The following is a 22,234-nucleotide window of genomic DNA, read 5'->3' on the forward strand; positions in this document are numbered from 1 at the left end:
ACATTATGGCAGTCAAAAAAGCTCAAATGATGCCAACATTTGCTTATGATGGGGTTGATCGTAAAGGGGTCAAAATTAAAGGAGAACTACCTGCACGTAATATGGCATTGGCCAAAGTTACGCTTAGAAAGCAAGGGGTTAACATTAAAACCATTCGAGAAAAGCGTAAAAATATTCTCGAAGGTTTAATGAAAAAAAAGGTCACAACTTTAGATATCACTATTTTCACCCGACAACTTGCAACCATGATGAAAGCAGGTGTACCTTTAGTACAAGGCTTTGAAATCGTTGCGGAAGGCTTAGAAAATCCTTCTATGCGTGAAGTGGTTTTGGGAATTAAAAGTGAAGTTGAGGGCGGAAATACTTTTGCAGGTGCGCTCAAAAAATACCCCCAGTATTTTGATAACTTATTCTGCTCTTTGGTCGAGTCTGGTGAGCAATCTGGTGCACTTGAAACCATGTTAGATCGAGTGGCAATTTATAAAGAAAAAAGTGAACTTTTAAAGCAAAAAATCAAAAAGGCCATGAAATATCCGATGTCAGTGATCGTAGTAGCACTGATTGTCACCATTATTTTGATGGTAAAAGTCGTGCCTGTATTCCAAGGCTTATTTAGTTCCTTTGGCGCAGACCTTCCTGCTTTCACTCAGATGGTAGTCAATATGTCAGACTGGATGCAGAACTACTGGTTCATCTTAATTCTCGTAATTGGTGCAATTATTGCTTCATTCCTTGAAGCTAAAAAACGTAGTAAAAAGTTCCGTGATTTACTCGATAAAGCTGCACTTAAAGCCCCTATTTTTGGTGATTTAGTCTACAAAGCAATTATTGCCCGTTATAGCCGTACTTTAGCCACTACCTTTGCGGCGGGTGTACCACTAATTGATGCTTTAGAGTCAACTGCAGGTGCAACCAATAATTGCGTCTATGAAGCAGCCGTGCTTAAGATCCGTGATGATGTTTCTACGGGGCAACAATTACAGTTTGCGATGCGAATGACCAATAAATTTCCTTCAATGGCGATCCAAATGGTGGCTATTGGAGAAGAATCTGGAGCACTTGACTCAATGCTCGATAAAGTAGCAACCCATTTTGAAAATGAAGTTGATAATGCGGTCGATGGTCTAACCTCAATGATGGAGCCTTTAATTATGGCAGTACTTGGTGTTCTAGTTGGTGGTCTCGTGATTGCGATGTACCTTCCAATCTTCCAAATGGGTTCAGTTGTCTAATGCAAGAACTGATTTATTACTTTACTCAAACACCAACAGCCCTTTTTTTCGCTGTTGGTGTATTGAGCTTATGTATTGGTAGTTTTTTAAATGTCGTCATTTTTAGAACACCCAAAATCATGGAAAAAGAATGGCATCAAGAATGGCAAATGCTTTTGCATCCTGAACAAGCAATCATTGATACAGATAAACTGAGCCTAAGCCAACCTGCTTCCACCTGTCCAAAATGCAATACCAAAATTCACTGGTATCAGAATATTCCAGTCATTAGCTGGCTTGTACTTAAAGGCAAATGTGGTACTTGCCAAAATCCGATTAGTTTTCGTTATCCATGTGTAGAAATTCTCACCATGCTCTGCTCTTTAGTGATTGTGGCTATATTTGGCCCTACCCTACAGATGCTATTTGGACTGATACTCACATGGACACTGATTGCTTTAACCTTCATTGATTTTGATACACAATTGTTACCCGATCGCTTCACCCTTACGCTTGCTGCTTTAGGTTTAGCTGTCAACAGCATCGGTCTATATACCACACCAGTATCAGCAATTTGGGGCTATATCATTGGTTTTCTATGCCTTTGGATTGTGTACTACCTATTTAAGGTGATTACGGGTAAAGAAGGTATGGGTTATGGTGATTTTAAATTATTAGCAGCACTCGGTGCTTGGATGGGCCCGTTAATGTTGCCCCTCATCGTGCTACTTTCCTCACTCGTTGGTGCAATCGTTGGGATTATTCTGCTTAAAATCCGTAAAGAGAATCAACCTTTTGCATTTGGCCCTTATATTGCCATTGCTGGTTGGATTGCCTTTTTATGGGGTGAGCAAATTATGAAAGTATATTTAGGCGGTTAATAGGATTTAAATATGACGTTTATCTTGGGCTTAACAGGTGGAATTGGCAGTGGTAAATCTGCTGCAAGTCAATGGTTTGAAACCCAAGGTATTCAAGTCATTGATGCCGATATTGTCGCAAGAGAAATTGTTGAAAAAGGACAGCCTGCTCTAGTCCAAATCCAAAAAAATTTCGGTGACTGGGTCTTGCTTGAAAATGGTGAACTTAACCGTCGAGCGTTACGTGACTATATCTTCAAAGAAGCAGATGCACGACAGCAATTGGAACAAATCACCCATCCTGCGATTCGAACTTTGATTATCCAACAGTTACAGGCAGCAACCAGCCCCTATGTAATCTTGGTTTCACCTTTGTTATTTGAAACCAATCAACATCAACTCACACAACGCACCTTACTAATTGATGCAACTGAAGATGTGCAAATCCAAAGAGCCTCTGCACGAGATGGTCAAAATATCGAGCAAATCAGTAAAATTATGACAGCACAAATGCCACGGCAGCAAAAAAAGGTACTAGCAGATGATATCGTATTGAATGATGGGCATTTAGAACATTTGTATGCTCAGCTTAAGCCCCTTCATTTACAATATTTAGCGCAAAGTGAGTTAGGCTGAAACTTACTCTAAGAGGTTATTTATTCTTATTGATTAGATTTTTTTGATCTAAAGCAAGCTTAAGACTATCTTGACGCCCCAGCCAACGCCATGGTTGCAATGCCCCTATCGCCATACCAACCAAGCCACAAATAATAGCAAAACTTAGTGGTTCACCTAATAATGGCACAGCGATTATTGCAGCAATAAAAGGGGCTAAGGTCACAACACTACCAGCTTGAAATGCTCCGAGCCGTTTTATCGCCTCAACATAAGTGAGTGTTGCAATAATCACCACAAAAATTCCATGAAAAATGGTTTGCATAACAATATGCTGCAATGATGCTTGATCTAAATGCTTAGGCAGAAATAATAAATAAATTGGTACATAAACTATTGCAGACCAAATCGCTACACCTGCCATCGAATGCCATGCTGAGAGTTTCCATTGTTTCAATAAGACCGTAAAAATCCCCCACCACATTGCACTGATCAAAAATAATAAATCACCAAAACCAAAAGCAACACCAGTTTCCTCATACATCAATAGACTCATGACTGAAATCGCACCGAGCATAATGATGAGACTTATCCAAGTATGTTTATCAAAAGACTGTTTAAAAAGAAAATACGCTGCTAATGCAGTACATAAGGGAATACAGCCATTTAAAAAAATAGCAGCATGTGCAGCAGGCACATAATGAAAAGCACTATAGGATGTTAAACAATATGCAACACCACCAATCATGGCCAATATAAATGGCTCTTTTTTTAACAAAAATGCAGTATCTTTTTTATAGATTAAAATTGGCATTAAAATACAAAATGCCAAAGCAAAACGTAAAGCCGCAATATCCCATGCACTAATATGCCAAATGGCATTGAGTCTTGCAGTAATTGTGAATCCCCCCCAAATACACATGGTAATTGCTACATAAATATAGCCTTGAGTACGAGAGGTCATCATGATCTTTCTCAGGTCGGATTAAAATTGAGGAGAAGCTTTTGGCACATCACTAAGTGACTCGATTGATTTTTAAAAAATCAATCGAGTCAAATAACATAAAATAATTAAGCTTGGCGTTGACGGCAAGCTTCGTATAAAGCCATACCTGTTGCGACACTTACATTTAAGCTTTGTAAATTTCCTGCCATTGGGATGTACACAGTCTGATCACATTTAGACTGTGTAATTGGACGCAGACCAGTATCTTCTGCACCCATCACAATTGCGATTGGCCCAGTGAAGTCGCATTTATGTAAAGGCAAAGCATTATCATCAAGCATAGTTCCAATAACACGCACATTAAAATCATCTTGGATTTGACCCAATGTTCGTGCCAAATTCGTTACTTGAATGAATTTCACTTTTTCAGCACCACCAGCTGCCACTTTACGTGCAGTCGGGGTCAAGCTTGCAGCACGATCACGAGGTACAATCACCGCATCAACACCCATCGCTGCTGCCGTACGAACACATGCACCTAAATTATGCGGATCAGTCACATGGTCAAGTATCAATAGAAATGCATTTGGTGTTGCAGTTAATAAGTCATCTAAATCTTTTTCATTTAAAATAGGATGTGGACGAACTGCCGCAACCACGCCTTGATGGAAAGGTAAACCTGCTAGTTTTTCTAAACTATCACGACTCGCCTGCTGTACACTAATTCCAAAAGGTTCAGCCAACTGCAAAACTTTTTGCAAGCGTTGATCATCACGACCTTTCAAAGTGAACAAAGTCAGTACGCGTTCAGGTTCAAGCTCCAATAATGACTCCACAGAATGAACGCCATAATAATATTCGGGTTTAGCCATGAACGACCTCAATTTACGATTTCATAATAGAAAAGAAAAATCCTGCAAAGCTGACTTTACAGGATTTCATTAGTATTCTAGTTTAACCGATTTTGGTTAAAATTTCTTGGCTAAAATACGGCGAATAGTTACAGCAATTAGCCTTCTAAGTGGCATACATAATCTAAAATTTCATCAGTTTCGATTTTAAATTTACTGTGACCTGGCACATAAAAAGACTGTCCAGCACGAAACAATTCATGCTCTTCACTATCTGCAATTTTCACGCGACATTCACCCGAAATAATCTCCATCCGTTCAGGCACATGCGTTTCAAATGTTAATGCTTGTTCAGTTGGAAGAATAACTCCTAATGTTTTTTTCGTCCCGTCTTCAAATTGAACGGTATGACTCACACACAAACCACCAAAATAAACATTTGATTTTTTTACTACTGAAACATGATCAAATTGTGATGACATGCGTATTCTCCCAAATAATGCGCATTTATATAAATTATCATGCTGACAGTTTAATTGTGCCCGATCAACTAATCAATCAATGTTTCATTTGGATCAATTTAAAGAGCTCTTGTTGTAAAAGTTTGCTTAAATATTGCAATGATAAAGAGCTTCTCTTGCAAATTAAATTGAACCATCACTTGCACCTAGTTTTCTAATTTTGTTTATATAGATCATTTTTTGAGTAAGATTTTAATTTCTATCTAAAATTTAAGTTAGAATTATAAAATCACTGGATATTCGAATATCAAGTGACTTGTGACTAAAACAAAACTTCACTATCTTATAACAACACTTTTCGCAGCTTGGATGCGTTTATGCTGACACACTTAAATCTGATCAATTTTGCTTTAGCAGATAATTTAGCCATTGATATTGAGCAAGGGTTCAACGTACTCACTGGGGAAACAGGTGCCGGAAAATCCTTATTACTGGATGCCTTATCTGCCTGTTTAGGGGAACGTACCGACACCAACTATGTTCGATATGGATCTGAAAAAGCAGATGTGACCGCTGTGTTTAGCTACCAAGAGCATAGTTCTGAAGCACTCTGGTTAAAAACTCATGAACTAGATGATGAATCGGGTGAAATTCATTTGCGTCGCGTTATTTTTGCCACAGGAAGAAGTAAAGCATGGATTAATGGCCGTCCCAGTAGCTTATCTGAATTAAAAGAAATTGGACGCCTTTTGGTTCAACTGTATAGCCAACATAGTCAGCAACAATTATTAGAACCACCCTATCCTAAGCACTGGTTAGACCGTTATTATAATTTTTATCAACCAGCGCAAGATGTTCGTGATGCCTATGCTACATGGCAAAAAAATATTCGCACTCATCAAGCAGCCATTGATGCACAAACCAATCGCTTGCAACGTATTGAAACATTAACATTACAGCTTGAAGAACTCGAAGATATTATTCAAATTGACTATAAAGAAACCGAACAAGAGTTTGATCGTCTTAGCCATCATGAACATATCATGCAAGACTGTAGCTACAGTCTAAATGTATTAGATGAATCTGAGCAAAACCTTGCTCAAGAAATCTCTTCAATTATTCGTCGCTTAGAACTCCATGCGGGACGGAGCGAACAACTTGCTGAAATTTATAACTCTTTAGTCAATGCACACAGTGAAATTGATGATGCAACAGCTAATTTACGACAATTTATTGATCGTCAAAGTTTTGATCCCGAACGAATGGAAGAATTAAATACTCAATTAGAGGTATTCCATCGTCTAGCCCGAAAATATCGTATTCAACCAGAACAATTAAAAAATCAACATCTAGAGTGGCAACAAGAATTTGAACAATTACATCAACTTGAGGATCCTGAAACCTTAGCCGAGCACGTTGAAATTGCATATCAACTCTTTATAGAAAAAGCCCAACACCTCGATACGATTCGTCGTGAAGCAGCTATTCCTTTAGCCAAACAATTGACTGAACAAGTTAAAACACTTGCACTACCAGAAGCCTATTTTGAATTTAAATTTGAACCTTTAGAGCAAGTTTCTGCTGAAGGTTTGAGTTTTATTCAGCTGTTATTTACAGCCAACAAAGGCATCCCCGCGCAACCACTAGCTCGTGTTGCATCGGGTGGAGAATTGTCACGTATTGCCTTAGTCATGCAAGTCATGAATGCAGAAAAAACTGAAGCTGAAGTTTTAGTTTTTGATGAGATTGATGTAGGAATTAGTGGTGGTACTGCTGAAATTGTCGGTCGATTACTCGCAGGTTTAGGTCAACACGTACAAATTATTTGTATTACCCATCAGGCTCAAGTAGCAGCTCAATCTGATCAACACTTATTGGTCAAAAAATTACAGACAGATCCAGCAAGCAGTACCATTTTGGTGTTAGAAGAAGATCAACGTATTTTAGAACTAGCACGTATGACTGGTGGCGTTGAAATTAGTGAAACGACACTGCAACATGCCAAGCAATTACGTCAGTTAAAGTTTCAAGCCATCAAATTAAATGCATAAAATCCTAAGATCAGCCGTCCAAACGACTGGTCTTTTAAGCCATTAAATCGAAACTCTCTACTGAATTTTTTTCACCCAATCCAATCTACTTTCATCATGATCGGTAGAAGTTTATAAATAATTAAAATCAGTATTTGAACTGTTGCTATATTAATACCTTAAGTGAAAATAAATATAAAACTAGCTGTAGCATCTCAAGAATTTATGTTTACTTATTATTTTATATTTGAAATGACATGTTCAATATCGCTTAAATACGCTATGGTAATAAAAACATGAATATACGATAAAACTGAATCATTAAAATTCAGTCATAAATAGGAGAAGCTCTTCGGTGCCTAAACAATATTTAATGCATCATTGTCTAATTGCCCCTCCCAACATGGTAGATGATTTTTTTGCCAATACAGTCGTGTATTTAGCTCGCCACGATGCGGAAGGTGCACAAGGAATTATTATTAACCGTCCATCAGGTCTACAAATTAAAGAATTATTAAACGACTTAGATATCAATGCCGATCATGTCAATCCGCATGAAGTTTTACAAGGTGGACCTTTGCGTCCAGAAGCTGGATTTGTTCTACATACGGGACAACCTACATGGCATTCATCTATTGCAGTGGGTGAAAATGTTTGTATCACCACCAGTAAAGATATTTTAGATGCAATTGCACATAATGAGGGAGTTGGTCGTTATCAAATTGCGTTGGGCTATGCCAGTTGGACGAAGCATCAATTAGAAGAAGAAATTGCCCGTGGTGATTGGTTAATTTGTGATTCTGATATGGATTTAATTTTTAATTTACCATATAGCGACCGTTGGGATGCCGCATATCGTAAAATAGGAGTAGACCGCACTTGGTTATCTTCTGAGATTGGACATGCCTGATTTATCACAACCACAATTGATTCTTGCTTTTGATTTTGGAACACAAAAAATGGGAATGGCGGTTGGCTCCTCTATAATTGAAAGTGCCACGCCACTCGCATTATTCTCGATGAGAGATGGAATTCCGAATTGGGATGAACTCTTAAAGATCGTAAAACAACATCAACCCAATCTATTTTTAGTTGGTTTACCGTTAAATATGGATGACTCAGAATCTGAACTCTCGGCACGTGCACGTAAATTTGCACGGCGTTTACGTCATCAAACTAATATTGAAACCTTAATGGTTGATGAACGCTTGACGACTCGAGAAGCTCGTGAAGAATTAGATCATTATCAGGCTCAGGGGCGTGCTAAAAATCTTGCTGCGGATAGCATTGCTGCGGCTTTATTTATTGAAAGTTGGTATCGAAACCCTGAAGGTTTAACACCTTAATTGAGAATATAAAGATGACTAAAACTTTTATTGTTTATGGCGTAAGTAAAGGTTTAGGTCATGCAATTATTCAAGCAATCCCACAAGCAGAAGATACTATTTACGGAATATCTCGATTTAAACCGACTTTTCAACATTCAAATTTTCATTGGATTTCTGCTGATCTCTCCCAACCTAAATCAGCCAGAGATATAATCAAAGCACAAATACAGTCCAAGCCAGTCGATTATTTAATTTATAACGTAGGAATTTGGGAGGCTGCAGCGTTTAGTGCAGATTATAACTTTCAAAACAGTTCCGATTTGGAAATTTCTCAGCTCCTTCAAACCAATCTACATTCCTGCATTTTAGCGATTCAGTCTTTTATAGAAAACCTAAAGCAATCTAAAAATGCAAAAATTATTTTAATTGGTTCAACATGGGGTTTAGATAATCACAATGGAAAGGAAGTGGTGTTTTCAGCAACAAAATATGCACTTAGAGGTATTGTTCATTCTCTTCGGGAAACCTTAAGATCTGACAAAATTGGTATCAGTATTATAAATTTAGGTTACTTAGCTACCGAATTTACACTTGAGACGAGCAGCGAAGATGTTGTCCGACAAACCAATGCAGAATTGATTCCTTTGCAAGATGTCCTATTGGCGATTCAATTTATTTTATCGACCAGTCAAGCATCCTGTGTAAAAGAAATTGATATGCCTGCAATGGCTGACTTAAATATGTAAATGATCAAGTGTAGACCCATCTTTCGATGGGTTTATTTAGCCACTGAAAATAGTTTTATTTATTTTGGCTCTTTTCTAAAATATGCACTGTTGCAGTACGACCAGCAACAAAAGCCAGTTCATTTTGTGGGACTTCATCCAATACAATTTTAACAGGGACACGTTGTGCTAAACGCACCCAACTAAAGGTTGGATTAACATTAGCCAGTAAGCCTGAAGATGTAGTCCGTTCACGGTCTTCAATACCAGATGCCACACCTTGTACATGACCTTTAATTTTTTGTGAATCTCCCATTAATTGAATACTGGCAGAATCACCAACATGAATCTTATTCAGTTTTGTCTCTTCAAAATAACCAACCACATATAGTTGCTTGCGGTCTAATAATGCCGCAACAGCTTGTCCAACTTTGACATAATTCCCCACGCGCAGATCAAAATTTGATAATGTCCCATCGGCAGGTGCAACGACTTCAGCTCGATTTAAATTCAGCTGTGCCAAATGTAAATTACTGGTTGCTGCTTCAACTAAAGCATGTTGCTGTTTAATATTGGCATGAACTTGTTCAATCGCCGCAAGTAATTGTTCATGTTCAGCATGAGATTGATCTCGGGTTGCAAAGACCTGATCTTGTTCTTGTTTCGAAATTGCTCCTTCCATTAAGTCTGAATAACGATTAGCCGTTTTATCGGTCAGTTTGATATTCGCTTGAGATTTCACCACATTGGCTTTGGCTTGGGCTAAACTTGCTTCCGCTTCTGCAAGTCCAGATTTTGCCTTAGCAAGATCTGATTTAGCTTGTTCAACATCTAAAGTTTGCCGTGCAAGATCAATTTTAAAAAGAACCTGTCCTTTTTTCACGGTCTGGTTATCCTGAACTAAAACTTCCGTGACTAATCCCGCAATATCAGATGAAACTTGAATCACATCGCCACGCACACGACCATCACGGGTCCATGGTTCTGCATTATAATAATTCCAAATATGTATCACACAGAAAATAGCAATCACAGCAACCACCAATAACGCTATTGGTCGTATCACTTTACGTCTATCAAAAGTATTCATTCTCGCAACCCATTTATTCATCAAACTTTAAAACCCACCTGAACAATTCAATAGCTAAAATTTAGTCCTTAAGCTAAACCCAAAATAAAAAACCAATGCACCAACCCCAATAAAATAATGTAAATACACAGATGAAATATGCCTGGGGCAGCAATCCAAGCTTTAGCAATCCATTGATCAGTCACTAAAGTTACGACCTTAAATAGGATATAAGCCAAAATAGCTTGGATTAAAAATACAGGAACATAGACACCATAAATATTCAGCTCACCCATATTTATGCTCCAACCCAAGCGGTATCAGCATTTTCCAGACTTAAACCATTATCATGACAAATACTATTTCGAATATTATTTACTGAGATTTGTATGCGCAGACGAAGATCTTCATCACCCATATTTTGTGCTGCCACATTCACTTTCTGAAGCTGTAACATAATCATTTTAAATTGATTACTATCGGTGCAATTCTTAGATTTATCTTCCAACCATTGATAGAGTTGTTGTTGTAACTGTTCAATCAAATTCATGACCTCAGTCTCAGCAGATAACTTTTTGACCAATTCGTGTAAGCGTGATAAATCAATAATGGCACTGGATTCAATCAAAGCATTATTAATTTCAACTTTCAGTTCATCGGACTGAACTTGTTTGGTATTTAATAAGCCAATTCGATCTAACATGCCACGCAAATGGATTCTAAATGCTAAGCCATAATTCATACCAATGGCCTGACGCATATCTTTATAATGTGCAGACAGCATTCGCTGAGCTGTCATATCTGGAGACATCGCTCGAACCAAATGAATGACAAAAATTGCAATAATAGGACCTAAGATGGAACCAATTGAGCTGTCAAAAAACATCACCTGATCCAATGAATAATTATTATGTAAATTCAGCCCCATCACCGCCCCCATCACCAAAGGCAAGCCCAAACCCACTAATTGTGGATGTGGAAACATACTTAAAACATAAATCAAGAAAGGTGCCAATACCACGACCAATTGCCAGAACGTCGTTACATAAGGAAAGATCCCATAGGCATAAATAAAGATAATAATCGCAGCATAAACACTGCCACGAACGAACACTTTTAAGGCAGGTACTGGATTATCTAATGCCGTTAAAATACAAGCACAAATCACAGCCAATTGCGCCATCATAAAACCTGATTTCCAGCCACTTAAAATCCAAAGTCCCGTTGCAATCAATATGGTCATAAAGACAGAAATAGCACCGCGAATAGCAACACCATAATCACGATGTAAACTGGGGTAAGTCGTCGTCAACGCTGTAATGGATTCGGGTAAGCTCTGCTCACCATTTTGAATCCGCTGCCAAATCAATTTCACAGCACGTACATTCTGGATAAAATGACGAATATCCATTTTGACACTGTTTAACATAACATGTTGCTCGGCTTTGGCTTGCTGCAAAATCAAATCAAAATCTGCCTCAAAAGTCAGTGGTAAATGATGTAACTCCTCTTCTTGAATGGGATGATCATCACTGAGAAAAGCCACAACATGATCGTGTAATTTTTTTAAATTTTTTCGATAAGACAGATCAATTTGATCCAGTTGCTTGAACCGTTCAGCCATGGCAACCAAATTGGCAATCAGCATGGTGACTTGATGTAATAGTTCTTGTATTGGCTTGGTCATTCCTTTGAATTTAGATTGTTCATAATTCAAATGCACCGCCATAGCATGAAGATCTGAAGTGTCTCGCGTGATATGAGCCAGTAAAGTGGTGTAATTTTCTTGATGCTGCTCATCCGATAAAATACGATCAAATACAACTTTAGTATCCTGCATGGTTTTATGAATACGATGTTGTAATATTGGTCCTATATGCATCGGAAAAATCGTAACCGAAACCACTGCACTACACACCACGCCTAAAGCTATCTCTAAACAACGGCCCAATGCCATATCAAAAATCGTCACCGTATCGATATACGCAATTGCATTAAAGCAAATCAGCACGGCGGTATATCCCGCAAGCATGAAAACATAGCTTCTTGGGGTACGATCTAACAATGAAATATACAAACAAATACTGACCCAAGCCGCAAGTACCAAAGTCAACAGCAAGGGGCTATTAATGAGAGATGGCATCACTGCGACTGCAAAAATGGCTCCCACCACTGTTCCAAATAAACGATAAATACTTTTGGATGACATCATTCCGACATAGGGATTGGCAATAATAAAGACCGTACCCATTGCCCACATCGGATATGCCAAATTCAACGCAAAGGCAATATAAAGTGCAAGCATTCCTGCGATAAAAGTTTTCGTCGCAAAAATAAGATCCATCTTACTGGGTCGAAAAGCCAATAATGGTTTGAATAAAAACATGGAAATGATCCGATTGAATGCACAGAAATATCGTTACCTCTCTACATGCTTATATTCTTCTGTGAATGACAGAAAACATTTACATGCACAAATGGGGCGTGTAGAGCTAGAGACATTCAATCATGCAACTCTGAAATCAAATACGGAGAACGGTATTTAACCCATTGAAGAAAAGTTTAGTCATAGAAATGAGAAAGCTTGGCTAAATTTACAGCAAAAAATCAATGTAAATTCACTATTGGACATTTATACTACAATTAATGTTAAAAATAAATTTTTATTTAATTAAAATATCACATATTGATAATATGATCTAAATTTAATATATTTTACGTTTAAAAATAAACTGATCCATAATTTAAAGCTAAAGTATAAAAATACTTTAAATCGCATATGCAATTGATAAATTCCTCGGCAATATCCGCAGTTTTTGTTATAAAGTAACACTACATTCTTTTTTCTGATGTTCAGCGATATAGTAGGTCATCAATGGCGCTTTCAAGCTTTGGTAAAATTCTCACCGTACTGGATTTATTTTCTGTCTCGCGTCCAATCATCAATGTTGACGTGATTTGTGAAGAACTCAGTTTATCTAAACCAACCAGTTATCGTTATTTGAAAGAATTGGTTTCCGCTGATATTTTACAACGCTTAAGTGGTACTTCTGGAGACTACACTTTAGGGCCGAAAATTGCCGTGATGGATTATATTTCACGGACCACTGATCCTTTAGTCCAAATTAGTATTCCCTTTATGCAGGAAATTTCTGAAAAAACGGAATTATGCTGCCTTTTGACCCATTTAAATAGCGCTTACTGCATTGACCTTCATCATGAAGTTTTTAAAGATGCACAACTACTTTCGTATGGGCGCGGCTGCCCTCGTCCCGTATTTATGGGATCTTCACCCAAAGTCATCATGGCACATCTCTCTAAGCAAAAAATTCATGAATACTATCAAAAATTTTCAACTGAATTAGATGAGGTTGGATTTGCGCATAGCGAAGATGCCTTTATTGCACAAATGAAGAAAATTAAGAAGCAAGGCTACTATCTATCACGTGGTGAACTCGATCCCAATGTTTCAGGCTTATCAGTACCAGTAAAATTTTCAAGCAAAGAAGCCCCATTGGCACTGACGGTGGTGGCATCAAAAAATCGTTTTGAATTTATTAATATCGATAAACTAATTGAAATTTTAAAGGAAAATGCTGAACAAATAGAAAAGCGTTTCTTAGCACTTTCAGAAAATCACCAGTTAACGGGCTATCATTATACCACTGAAGAAAAATTGGAATAACGGAGTACACCACAATCAATTCACTAGAAAGTCTAGAGGGTTGATTCAATTTTAAACACAAAAAAAGCTTTTCATGATGAAAAGCTTTTTTTGATTGATCGACTTAGTTTAAGGTTGTTTTAAATATGGCCAAGCCGCTTTTAAATAAATAATCATCGACCATAACGTTAAAATAACCGCGGTGTACAGCAACGCATACGCTAACATTTCAAGCGGCTGCCAATTCAATAAAAATACCGTAATGGCAATCATTTGAAAGGCCGTTTTATATTTACCAACAGTGGATACAGCAACATTGGTTCGTGCACCCAATTCAGCCATCCACTCACGTAACGCCGAAACGGTAATTTCACGTGAAATAATCACAATTGCAGCAAAAGCCATAGCAATATTTGGTTGCCATTGAACCAATACAATCAATGCAGCAGCCACCATTAATTTATCTGCGACTGGATCTAAAAAGCGCCCAAATGCCGAAGATTGATTCAAGGTACGTGCCAGATATCCATCTAGCCAATCAGTCACTGCAGCAATGACAAAAACAGCAGTCAAAATCATATGCCGCATGATACTGCCTTCATGACCACCAACCCCAATTGCAGGTGGCCAATACGCAATAATTAAAAATACTGGAATTAACGCAATTCGTGCCAGCGTCAAGATATTTGGAATATTCAGGATTCGACCTGTAGTCATAGACACCGCCAGTTTGTCCCCTAATTACCTATATATGTGTTATAGGAAAAAAGCTGTATAGAGAAAACCTCTAATCTTGCCAATACTTTAAACGATTCACGTGAAACTGTCGACTAGGCAAATACCGTCACGGTTTGTCTAGAAATCGCAATTAAACGATTATCAGCATCCCAAATATGTGCATATTCAGTTGCATAGCCATCACCCGCATATTCCGTCACGACTTTATATTTAAACCAGTCGTGTATTTGATGTTGAATTGGATGTACATAAGTCACATGCCATGTGAGCGTGCTTGCAGGTAGCATACTTTTAAACATCGGTAATACGCCTGGCGGCCATACATCAAATAAAGTCATGAGATCTGCAACGGACATGGTTCTATTCTCATGTAATTCCGGATCAAATCTAAACCATCCGCCAAAATCAGGCTTTTCACTGCCTGAACATGGATAATGCCCCTCAGCCCAAGCCAATTCAAATTGTTGAAAGCATTGTGGTGCAAAAGCATTCTTGGGCAGAATTTTTAATTCATCAACCGTAGGATAATCAGGTGCTTGAATTTCATTTCGAACATGAATGCTCGATTCACGATGCCTACCAAAACTTGCCAATAAAATACTCTGTACCGCATCGTCTTGCCATAAGCGGACTTCAATGGTGGTGACTGATTTACCTTGTCTTAATATTTCAGCCGTTAGTCTAACTTTGGCCTCTTGAACCGGTCCAACAAAAGTCACACTGACACTCAATAAATGCTTTGAGGGATCATTGATGGTGGCAACCGCTTTATGCATCAATAAACCCGCGACTAAACCACCAAAAATAGTCCGTCCTTGTAACCATCCTTTCGGAATATCAATCCATTCATTTTGTTCAATGTCTTTGAAAATTTGGATTAATGACATTGCTGATCCTCAAGCGATTATTCTATATCCGCTACTATTTCATATTGTACCTAGTGTTGTGAATGATCAATGACTGATGCGTCAGTGAGCATTGTGGCAAATCACCTTACTTTTTACAGAGCCGCATTCTAGATACTAGCGATTAGGCGACACTATTCATGCAAAATCTTATAAATCGTTCGTGCCATGACATCCCCCAAACCTGGAACCAATTTTAAATCATTCTCGGAGGCTTTGAGTACGCCTTGAATACCACCGAAATGCGTCAATAAATCACGTCGACGTTTAGGGCCAAGCCCTGGTATCGCTTCAAGCACTGAACCGCCACGGCGTTTATCTCTTTTGGCACGATGTTTGGTAATCGCGAAACGATGAGCTTCATCACGTACCTGCTGAATTAAATGTAAGGCTTTATTGTCTTCAGGTAATTGGATTTTAGTACCATCGGTAAAATGCAGCGTTTCTAAGCCAGGTTTACGTCCCTCTCCTTTGGATACTCCAACCATAAAAGCGTCTAAACCCAGTTCCTGCATCACCTCTTTCGCCATATTTAACTGTCCCTTCCCCCCATCAATCAACAGCAAGTCAGGTAACATGGCTTTTTTATAACGACGGGTTAAGGCTTGGCGCATTGCTGCATAATCATCGCCTGCGGTAATATCATTAATCGCAAATTGGCGATAATCACGCTTACGCGCACCGCCAGTATCAAAGACCACACAAGATGCAATCGTCGCTTCTCCCATGGTATGTGAAATATCAAAACACTCGATACGATCAATAGGCCGATCCAATATGGTTTCCAATTGATGGAAACGTTCATTCAGTTCCAAATGATTCGCTAACTTACCTTTAATCGCATGTTGCACGTTCATCTCGGCCAACTCGAGCCACTCCGCACGCGTTTCACGAACATTTGGCTTAATCTGAATTTTTTTCTCAAATTGTTGTTGTAATGCCTGTTCCATTTCTTTCCGATCTGGAATGTCGACATTAATAATCAATTCAGTTGGAACTTCATCTGCCACTTGGAAATAAAAGTTGGCCATAAAATCAGATAACATTTGCCCTAAGTCATCATCTAACATATCTGGAAAATAGCTTTTACCGCCTAACATTTTGCCATTCCGCACATGCATAATCTGTACGCAGGTAACCCCAGCCTGATAAGCAATTGCCAGAATATCAGCTTCACCTTTTAGTTTATAAATCGCCTGTTGCGACTGTACTTCACGTAACAATGCCATACGGTCACGGTAAAATACGGCTTTTTCAAACTCTAAGCTTTCTGCTGCCTGCTCCATTTTACGAATCAACTCCTGATTCAGTTCTTTCGTATCGCCTTGTAAAAAACGAATCGAGTCTTTTACATCGGCTTGATAATCTTCAGGAGAAATGAGTCCGACACACGGTGCGGTACAACGTTTAATTTGATATTGCAAACAGGGTCGTTTACGTTGTGAAAAATAACTATTTTCACATTGCCGGACATTAAATAATTTTTGTAAGACCAACAATGTATCACGTGCATTATAAGCACTAGGATACGGCCCAAAAAACTTACCGACCTGATGCTTACCCTTGCCACGACCACTGGCAATGCGGGGATAAGGTTGATCTGCTGAAACAAAGATATAGACATAGGATTTATCATCCCGCAGCATAATATTGTAGGGCGGACGATGCAGCTTAATCAGATTTTGTTCAAGTAAGAGTGCTTCTGTTTCAGAACGAACGATTAAAGTTTCAATATCATAAATTCGAGCCACCAAAGCCTGTGTTTTAGGATGCTCAATGTTTTTAACAAAATAGCTTGATACACGATTTTTTAGATTTTTAGCTTTGCCTACATATAAAAGCTCGCCCTCTTTCCCAAGCATTTTATATACGCCTGGCAGTTGGGTCATACTGGCTAAAATCTTTTCGATATTTTCACGTGCATTTTCGTTCACAGCAGACCTATCATCCTTATTACCAAGACATAATGTGCTGCTTTTAGCACCTTTTTCAAGCGAATTTACGATCTTCAACCTATAAACTCTGAAAATAGCACTTAATTTCACGTGAAACCTTTGATGCTTCTTACGGAAATAAATATGTCCACAGCGAAATATAGTGCAGATCGCTTAGATAAAACATCATAGGCATAAAGCTCAACTGGACGAATGTCAAAATTCTTGGCAAAGTTTAAATACGAGCCATAAAAGACGTTAACTTAGTACATAAACGGACTTATTCAACTATTTTGCAGAAAACGAATCTAAAAAGCTCAGCTTTAATTTTTTAGGCTATTGACCATTTTGACCTAATATCTCTCATTTTTGAGACAAGTATTTAAGTATTTCATCCTCCATTTTAAAGTTCACAATTGAATAAAAAAATTTACTAAAACAAAAACTTCATCATTTTTTTAAAGATCAGATAACATTTAAAGCGACAGATTACAAAATATTGCTACAAAAAAATTGATGACCCTTGCGTCACGGCTTGATACAACTTGTTATGTTCTTTTTAGCTATAGTTATCGTAAGATTAGTGAAGTAAAAATATGTGTGGAAAAAGTACACATACTTCAAAACATCAACTTAGAAGTCCTCCAAAAAAGGAGATCAGGGCATGATCCACGCTGGCAATGCCATTACCGTCCAAATGCTTGCGGACGGAATTGCAGAATTCCGCTTTGACTTACAAGGTGAGTCGGTTAACAAATTCAACCGTGCAACGATTGAAGATTTTAAAGCCGCAATTGCAGCCGTTAAAGCTGACAGTTCTATCAAAGGTTTAATCGTTACTTCTGCTAAATCTACATTTATTGTAGGTGCGGACATCACTGAGTTTGGCGACAACTTCGCTCAAGGTGAAAAAGCAATTGTAGAATGGGCAATGCCTGTTCACGACGTGTTTAATAGTTTTGAAGATTTAGAAATTCCTAAAGTCGCTGCAATCAATGGTATTGCATTGGGTGGCGGTTTCGAGATGTGCTTAGTCTGTGACTACCGTGTTATGTCTCAAGCTGCTCAAGTTGGCTTACCAGAAGTGAAGCTTGGGATCATCCCTGGTTTCGGTGGTACAGTTCGTTTAAGCCGTGTTATTGGTATTGATAATGCAGTTGAGTGGATTGCAACTTCTGCAAACAAACGTCCAGAAGCAGCACTCAAAGATGGCGCTGTCGATGCGGTTGTTGCTGCTGACAAATTACAAGATGCTGCAATTGATTTAGTTAAACAAGCTATTTCAGGTCGTTTAGACTGGAAAGCAAAACGTCAAGAAAAATTAGAGCCTGTTAAATTAGACATGCTTGAACAGATGATGGCGTTTAACTCATCTAAAGGCGTGGTTCTTGCTAAAGCCAATCCTGCTCAATACCCTGCACCAAAACTTTTACTTGATTCTTTACAAGCGGGCGCAAGTCTGCCACGTGATGAAGCACTTAAAGCTGAAGCTGAAGCATTTGCTAAAGCAGCAGTTACTCCACAAGCGGGCGCATTGATTGGTTTATTCCTCAATGACCAACTGGTGAAGAAAACCTCTAAAAAACATGAGAAAGGTGCACATCCTGTTAACCAAGCTGCTGTATTGGGCGCGGGTATCATGGGTGGCGGTATTGCTTACCAAGCGGCAAGCAAAGGCACACCAATTATCATGAAAGATATTGGAAATCCACAATTAGCATTGGGTATGTCTGAAGCAACTAAACTGTTGACTAAACAAGTTGAACGCAAAAAGATGACCCCTGCAAAAATGGGTGAAACATTGGCGCGTATCCGCCCAACTTTAAGCTTAGATGAGTTTAAAGACGTGGATATCGTGATTGAAGCTGTGACTGAAAATCCGAAGATTAAAGCTGCGGTACTTGCGGATACTGAAAAATCAGTTCGTGAAAATACCATTATTGCATCAAATACTTCTACGATTTCAATTACACGTTTGGCTGAATCGCTACAACGCCCTGAAAACTTCGTTGGTATGCACTTCTTCAACCCAGTACACATGATGCCATTGGTAGAAGTGATTCGTGGTGAAAAGACATCGGATGAAGCAATCGCGACGACTGTGGTTCTTGCTCAAAAAATGGGTAAAACACCAATCGTTGTCAATGACTGCCCAGGCTTCCTTGTAAACCGTGTCTTGTTCCCTTACTTTGGTGCATTTGACCTACTGCTTAAAGATGGCGCTGACTTCCAACAAGTCGACAAAGTCATGGAAAAATTCGGTTGGCCAATGGGCCCTGCTTATCTTATCGACGTTGTCGGTATTGATACAGGTGTTCATGGTGCTGAAGTCATGGCAGAAGGTTTCCCAGACCGCATGAAGCCTAGCTACAAAGGCGCGATTGAAATCATGTACGAAAACAAACGTCTTGGTCAAAAAAATGACGTTGGTTTCTACAAGTACGAACTTGATCGTAAAGGTAAGAAAGCGAAAACTGTTGATCCAACAGCGTATGAGCTTGTTGCATCTATGGCAACGACTGAAAAACACGAGTTTGATGCACAAGAAATCATTGATCGTATGATGCTGACTTTCTGTAACGAAACAGTTCGTTGCTTAGAAGACAACATCGTTGCTACCGCTGCTGAAGCAGATATGGCAATGATTATGGGTGTTGGTTTCCCTCCATTCCGTGGTGGCCCATGCCGTTACATCGACCAAACGGGTGTAGCTGAGTATGTTGCGCTTTGCGACAAGTATGCTCACTTAGGTAAAGCTTATGAAGCGCCACAGATGTTGCGTAATATGGCTACTCACAACAAAAAATTCTACGGTTAAGGAGCAACGTGAATGGCTACTTTAAATCCCCGTGACGTTGTCATCGTTGATGGCGTACGTTCAGCAATGGGTAAAACCAAAAACGGTATGTTCCGCAATGTTCGTGCTGACAGCTTATCTGCTGAATTAGTACGTGCTTTAGTTGCTCGTAATCAGTTTGATACTAATGAAGTTGAAGACCTAATTTGGGGTTGTGTTAACCAAACTTTAGAACAAGGCATGAACATCGGTCGTAACATTGCGTTATTGGCTGATTTACCAAAAACGGTTGCAGGTCAAACTGTAAACCGTCTTTGTGGTTCATCTATGCAGTCTATTCATACTGCTGCGGCACAAATTGCGACTAACCAAGGTGATGTTTTCATCATCGGTGGTGTAGAGCATATGGGTCACGTAGGTATGATGCACGGCATCGACCTAAACCCAGAAGCATCTAAGCATTATGCAAAAGCATCGAACATGATGGGCTTAACGGCTGAAATGTTAGGTCGTATGAACGGTATTACCCGTGAAGAGCAAGATGCCTTTGGTGTTGAATCGCATCGTCGTGCTTGGGCTGCAACGCAAGAAGGTCGTTTCAAAAATGAAATCGTCGGTGTTGAAGGTCATGATGCCAATGGCTTCAAAATCCTATGTGACATCGATGAAGTGATTCGTCCAGATGCCAACATTGAAACGTTCAAAGCTTTACGTCCTGTATTTGATCCTAAAGGTGGTACGGTAACTGCTGCAACGTCATCAGCTTTGTCTGATGGTGCTTCTGCAATGTTATTGATGTCTGCTGAACGCGCTCAAGCACTTGGTTTAAAACCACGTGCTGTGATTCGCTCTATGGCTGTTGCAGGTTGTGATGCGGCAATTATGGGTTATGGTCCTGTACCAGCAACTCAAAAAGCGCTTAAACGTGCTGGCTTGACTATGAATGATATTCAAACGATTGAATTGAATGAAGCATTTGCGGCTCAAGGCTTGTCTGTTATGAAAGGCTTAGGCATTTATGACAAGCAAGACATCATTAACTTGAATGGTGGTGCAATCGCGTTAGGTCATCCATTGGGTTGTTCTGGTGCACGTATCACCACGACATTACTAAATGTCATGGAGCAACAAGATACTCAAATTGGTCTTGCGACGATGTGTATCGGTCTTGGTCAAGGTATTGCAACGATTATCGAACGTGTTTAATCAATACGATTGATCAATAAAAAATCCCCGCTTAATGCGGGGATTTTTTATCCTTAATTTTTTAACCTATAGTATTTCAAAACAACATTTTTACTCTCACCAATCCCATATAAAAGTCTCAGTAACTGTGCCAAATTTTAAAAAAAATCCATTGTTTTATATTAATATTTATAAATAAATACAGATAAAATGAGCTGATGGATACTTTTTTACACACGATTGTTTAAATAAAAAAATCAAAACATGTATCTACTGTGCAACAAAATGTTATACCTCTGTAATTTTGGTTTGTTTTACATGCACTTAATTTGAAAAATTTCTTTACTTGTCTAAACTCAACACCAATAAGCGATACCATACTGACCTTTCAAAACTTCACACAATAAATTCAGGATGCCTCCCATGAATATGATCAAAACCACTTTATCTATTGCTTTACTGGTTAGTTCTGCAACTGCAATCGCAGCAACTGTTGAAACTACACCTGCAGTATCTATCAAAACGACACAAACGCCTGTAGAACAAGTTGAAGCGGATGCTGCTCAAGTTGTATCTGCAGCAAAAGAGAAAACATTAGTTGCAGCACATGCTGTTGAAACAAAAGCAGTACAAGTGAAAGATGCAACTGTTAAAAAAGCTGAGAAATTAAGTGAAGTAACTGCTGAGAAAGCGACTGAAGTAAAAGATGCGACTGTTGAAAAAGCTGAACAATTAGGTGAAGTAACTGCTGAGAAAGCAACTGAAGTAAAAGACGCGACTGTTGAAAAAACAGAACAATTGAGCGAAGCAACTGCTGAGAAAGCGACTGAAGTAAAAGATGCGACTGTTGAAAAAGCTGAAAAAACTAAAAAATCTTTCTTTTCTTGGTTCAAAAAGAAAGCAGATTAATTTAAA

The 22,234-nt window shown here is 38.7% G+C and carries 21 protein-coding genes; 12 read left to right on the plus strand and 9 right to left on the minus strand.

What is annotated here, in order from left to right; translation table 11 throughout:
- Positions 1 to 5 precede the first annotated feature (5 nt).
- From B9T27_RS12690 to coaE, 3 genes are read left to right on the plus strand one after another with little or no spacing between them, the layout of a single operon-like run.
- A complete protein-coding gene (locus tag B9T27_RS12690) occupies positions 6 to 1,232 on the plus strand; it encodes a type II secretion system F family protein (protein WP_086207178.1) in 1,227 nt (408 codons plus the stop codon).
- The gene (locus B9T27_RS12695; RefSeq protein WP_086207179.1) at positions 1,232 to 2,092 is read left to right on the plus strand and encodes a prepilin peptidase; all 861 of its coding nucleotides are present in this window, start codon (positions 1,232 to 1,234) and stop codon (positions 2,090 to 2,092) included. Before B9T27_RS12690 ends, B9T27_RS12695 begins: the two co-directional genes overlap by 1 nt.
- A 12-nt stretch (positions 2,093 to 2,104) precedes the next feature.
- Entirely contained in the window at positions 2,105 to 2,707 is a 603-nt protein-coding gene (gene coaE, locus B9T27_RS12700) for a dephospho-CoA kinase (protein WP_086207180.1), read from the plus strand.
- Positions 2,708 to 2,723: 16 nt separating this feature from the next.
- Here the strand turns inward: coaE and B9T27_RS12705 are convergent, their stop codons facing one another.
- The 3 genes from B9T27_RS12705 to B9T27_RS12715 all read right to left on the minus strand — a co-directional run bounded on the left by B9T27_RS12705 (position 2,724) and on the right by B9T27_RS12715 (position 4,965).
- Positions 2,724 to 3,653, minus strand: coding sequence for a DMT family transporter (locus tag B9T27_RS12705; protein ID WP_086207181.1), 930 nt, complete (start codon positions 3,651 to 3,653; stop codon positions 2,724 to 2,726).
- Between the two features lie 104 nt (positions 3,654 to 3,757).
- Entirely contained in the window at positions 3,758 to 4,504 is a 747-nt protein-coding gene (gene rlmB / locus B9T27_RS12710) for a 23S rRNA (guanosine(2251)-2'-O)-methyltransferase RlmB (protein WP_086207182.1), read from the minus strand.
- Between the two features lie 137 nt (positions 4,505 to 4,641).
- Complete coding sequence (locus B9T27_RS12715; protein WP_086207183.1) at positions 4,642 to 4,965, minus strand: pyrimidine/purine nucleoside phosphorylase; 324 nt, start codon at positions 4,963 to 4,965, stop codon at positions 4,642 to 4,644.
- 356 nt (positions 4,966 to 5,321) lie between these two features.
- Here B9T27_RS12715 and recN point away from each other — a divergent pair, with 356 nt between their 5' ends.
- The 4 genes from recN (at position 5,322) to B9T27_RS12735 (ending at position 9,048) form a co-directional block, all read left to right on the plus strand.
- The gene (gene recN, locus B9T27_RS12720; protein ID WP_086207184.1) at positions 5,322 to 6,995 is read left to right on the plus strand and encodes a DNA repair protein RecN; all 1,674 of its coding nucleotides are present in this window, start codon (positions 5,322 to 5,324) and stop codon (positions 6,993 to 6,995) included.
- Positions 6,996 to 7,329: 334 nt separating this feature from the next.
- Positions 7,330 to 7,884, plus strand: a complete 555-nt coding sequence (locus B9T27_RS12725; RefSeq protein ID WP_086207185.1) for a YqgE/AlgH family protein — start codon at positions 7,330 to 7,332, stop codon at positions 7,882 to 7,884.
- Positions 7,877 to 8,320 (plus strand): Holliday junction resolvase RuvX, encoded by a 444-nt coding sequence (gene ruvX, locus B9T27_RS12730; protein ID WP_086207186.1) that lies wholly within the window; start codon positions 7,877 to 7,879, stop codon positions 8,318 to 8,320. The genes B9T27_RS12725 and ruvX overlap by 8 nt, the downstream gene beginning before the upstream one ends.
- Positions 8,321 to 8,334: 14 nt before the next feature.
- Entirely contained in the window at positions 8,335 to 9,048 is a 714-nt protein-coding gene (locus B9T27_RS12735; protein ID WP_086207187.1) for an SDR family oxidoreductase, read from the plus strand.
- Between the two features lie 55 nt (positions 9,049 to 9,103).
- Here B9T27_RS12735 and B9T27_RS12740 read toward each other — a convergent pair whose 3' ends face one another.
- The 3 genes from B9T27_RS12740 to B9T27_RS12750 all read right to left on the minus strand — a co-directional run bounded on the left by B9T27_RS12740 (position 9,104) and on the right by B9T27_RS12750 (position 12,482).
- Positions 9,104 to 10,117, minus strand: a complete 1,014-nt coding sequence (locus tag B9T27_RS12740) for an HlyD family secretion protein (RefSeq protein WP_086207224.1) — start codon at positions 10,115 to 10,117, stop codon at positions 9,104 to 9,106.
- Positions 10,118 to 10,185: 68 nt separating this feature from the next.
- Positions 10,186 to 10,392, minus strand: coding sequence for a DUF1656 domain-containing protein (locus B9T27_RS12745; RefSeq protein WP_086207188.1), 207 nt, complete (start codon positions 10,390 to 10,392; stop codon positions 10,186 to 10,188).
- 2 nt (positions 10,393 to 10,394) lie between these two features.
- On the minus strand, positions 10,395 to 12,482 hold the full coding sequence (locus B9T27_RS12750) for an FUSC family protein (RefSeq protein WP_086207189.1): 2,088 nt from the start codon (positions 12,480 to 12,482) through the stop codon (positions 10,395 to 10,397).
- On the opposite strand from B9T27_RS12750, the gene B9T27_RS14930 reads away from it, so the two are divergent.
- A complete protein-coding gene (locus tag B9T27_RS14930) occupies positions 12,481 to 12,642 on the plus strand; it encodes a hypothetical protein (protein ID WP_171263399.1) in 162 nt (53 codons plus the stop codon). The two genes, B9T27_RS12750 and B9T27_RS14930, sit on opposite strands and share 2 nt — an antisense overlap.
- 329 nt (positions 12,643 to 12,971) lie before the next feature.
- Positions 12,972 to 13,781, plus strand: a complete 810-nt coding sequence (locus tag B9T27_RS12755; protein WP_086207190.1) for an IclR family transcriptional regulator — start codon at positions 12,972 to 12,974, stop codon at positions 13,779 to 13,781.
- 108 nt (positions 13,782 to 13,889) lie between these two features.
- Here B9T27_RS12755 and pgsA read toward each other — a convergent pair whose 3' ends face one another.
- The 3 genes from pgsA to uvrC form a co-directional block, all read right to left on the minus strand.
- Complete coding sequence (pgsA, locus tag B9T27_RS12760; RefSeq protein WP_086207191.1) at positions 13,890 to 14,477, minus strand: CDP-diacylglycerol--glycerol-3-phosphate 3-phosphatidyltransferase; 588 nt, start codon at positions 14,475 to 14,477, stop codon at positions 13,890 to 13,892.
- A 113-nt stretch (positions 14,478 to 14,590) separates the two neighbouring features.
- Entirely contained in the window at positions 14,591 to 15,385 is a 795-nt protein-coding gene (locus B9T27_RS12765) for a thioesterase family protein (RefSeq protein WP_086207192.1), read from the minus strand.
- 152 nt (positions 15,386 to 15,537) lie between these two features.
- Complete coding sequence (gene uvrC, locus B9T27_RS12770) at positions 15,538 to 17,337, minus strand: excinuclease ABC subunit UvrC (RefSeq protein WP_086207193.1); 1,800 nt, start codon at positions 17,335 to 17,337, stop codon at positions 15,538 to 15,540.
- Between the two features lie 664 nt (positions 17,338 to 18,001).
- Between uvrC and fadB the strand changes: the two genes are divergently transcribed.
- From fadB to B9T27_RS12785, 3 genes are all read left to right on the plus strand, one after another.
- On the plus strand, positions 18,002 to 20,155 hold the full coding sequence (gene fadB, locus B9T27_RS12775) for a fatty acid oxidation complex subunit alpha FadB (RefSeq protein WP_086207194.1): 2,154 nt from the start codon (positions 18,002 to 18,004) through the stop codon (positions 20,153 to 20,155).
- Between the two features lie 12 nt (positions 20,156 to 20,167).
- Complete coding sequence (gene fadA / locus B9T27_RS12780) at positions 20,168 to 21,340, plus strand: acetyl-CoA C-acyltransferase FadA (protein ID WP_086207195.1); 1,173 nt, start codon at positions 20,168 to 20,170, stop codon at positions 21,338 to 21,340.
- A gap of 402 nt (positions 21,341 to 21,742) precedes the next feature.
- Positions 21,743 to 22,228: a hypothetical protein gene (locus B9T27_RS12785; RefSeq protein WP_171263400.1), complete on the plus strand. Its 486-nt coding sequence runs from the start codon at positions 21,743 to 21,745 to the stop codon at positions 22,226 to 22,228.
- The last annotated feature ends 6 nt before the right edge of the window (positions 22,229 to 22,234 follow it).

Origin of the sequence: Acinetobacter sp. ANC 4648, assembly GCF_002135345.1 — a bacterium.
GTDB lineage: Bacteria > Pseudomonadota > Gammaproteobacteria > Pseudomonadales > Moraxellaceae > Acinetobacter.

Coding starts and splice junctions, on each gene's coding strand:
- ruvX (WP_086207186.1), top strand. CDS start 7,877: ATGCCTGATTTATCACAACCACAATTGATTCTTGCTTTTGATTTTGGA.
- B9T27_RS12705 (WP_086207181.1), bottom strand. CDS start 3,653: ATGATGACCTCTCGTACTCAAGGCTATATTTATGTAGCAATTACCATG.
- B9T27_RS12690 (WP_086207178.1), top strand. CDS start 6: ATGGCAGTCAAAAAAGCTCAAATGATGCCAACATTTGCTTATGATGGG.
- B9T27_RS12755 (WP_086207190.1), top strand. CDS start 12,972: ATGGCGCTTTCAAGCTTTGGTAAAATTCTCACCGTACTGGATTTATTT.
- B9T27_RS14930 (WP_171263399.1), top strand. CDS start 12,481: ATGGAAATGATCCGATTGAATGCACAGAAATATCGTTACCTCTCTACA.
- B9T27_RS12745 (WP_086207188.1), bottom strand. CDS start 10,392: ATGGGTGAGCTGAATATTTATGGTGTCTATGTTCCTGTATTTTTAATC.
- B9T27_RS12740 (WP_086207224.1), bottom strand. CDS start 10,117: ATGAATACTTTTGATAGACGTAAAGTGATACGACCAATAGCGTTATTG.
- B9T27_RS12765 (WP_086207192.1), bottom strand. CDS start 15,385: ATGTCATTAATCCAAATTTTCAAAGACATTGAACAAAATGAATGGATT.
- B9T27_RS12750 (WP_086207189.1), bottom strand. CDS start 12,482: ATGTTTTTATTCAAACCATTATTGGCTTTTCGACCCAGTAAGATGGAT.
- recN (WP_086207184.1), top strand. CDS start 5,322: ATGCTGACACACTTAAATCTGATCAATTTTGCTTTAGCAGATAATTTA.
- B9T27_RS12695 (WP_086207179.1), top strand. CDS start 1,232: ATGCAAGAACTGATTTATTACTTTACTCAAACACCAACAGCCCTTTTT.
- fadB (WP_086207194.1), top strand. CDS start 18,002: ATGATCCACGCTGGCAATGCCATTACCGTCCAAATGCTTGCGGACGGA.
- B9T27_RS12715 (WP_086207183.1), bottom strand. CDS start 4,965: ATGTCATCACAATTTGATCATGTTTCAGTAGTAAAAAAATCAAATGTT.
- B9T27_RS12785 (WP_171263400.1), top strand. CDS start 21,743: ATGAATATGATCAAAACCACTTTATCTATTGCTTTACTGGTTAGTTCT.
- B9T27_RS12735 (WP_086207187.1), top strand. CDS start 8,335: ATGACTAAAACTTTTATTGTTTATGGCGTAAGTAAAGGTTTAGGTCAT.
- pgsA (WP_086207191.1), bottom strand. CDS start 14,477: ATGACTACAGGTCGAATCCTGAATATTCCAAATATCTTGACGCTGGCA.
- rlmB (WP_086207182.1), bottom strand. CDS start 4,504: ATGGCTAAACCCGAATATTATTATGGCGTTCATTCTGTGGAGTCATTA.
- coaE (WP_086207180.1), top strand. CDS start 2,105: ATGACGTTTATCTTGGGCTTAACAGGTGGAATTGGCAGTGGTAAATCT.
- fadA (WP_086207195.1), top strand. CDS start 20,168: ATGGCTACTTTAAATCCCCGTGACGTTGTCATCGTTGATGGCGTACGT.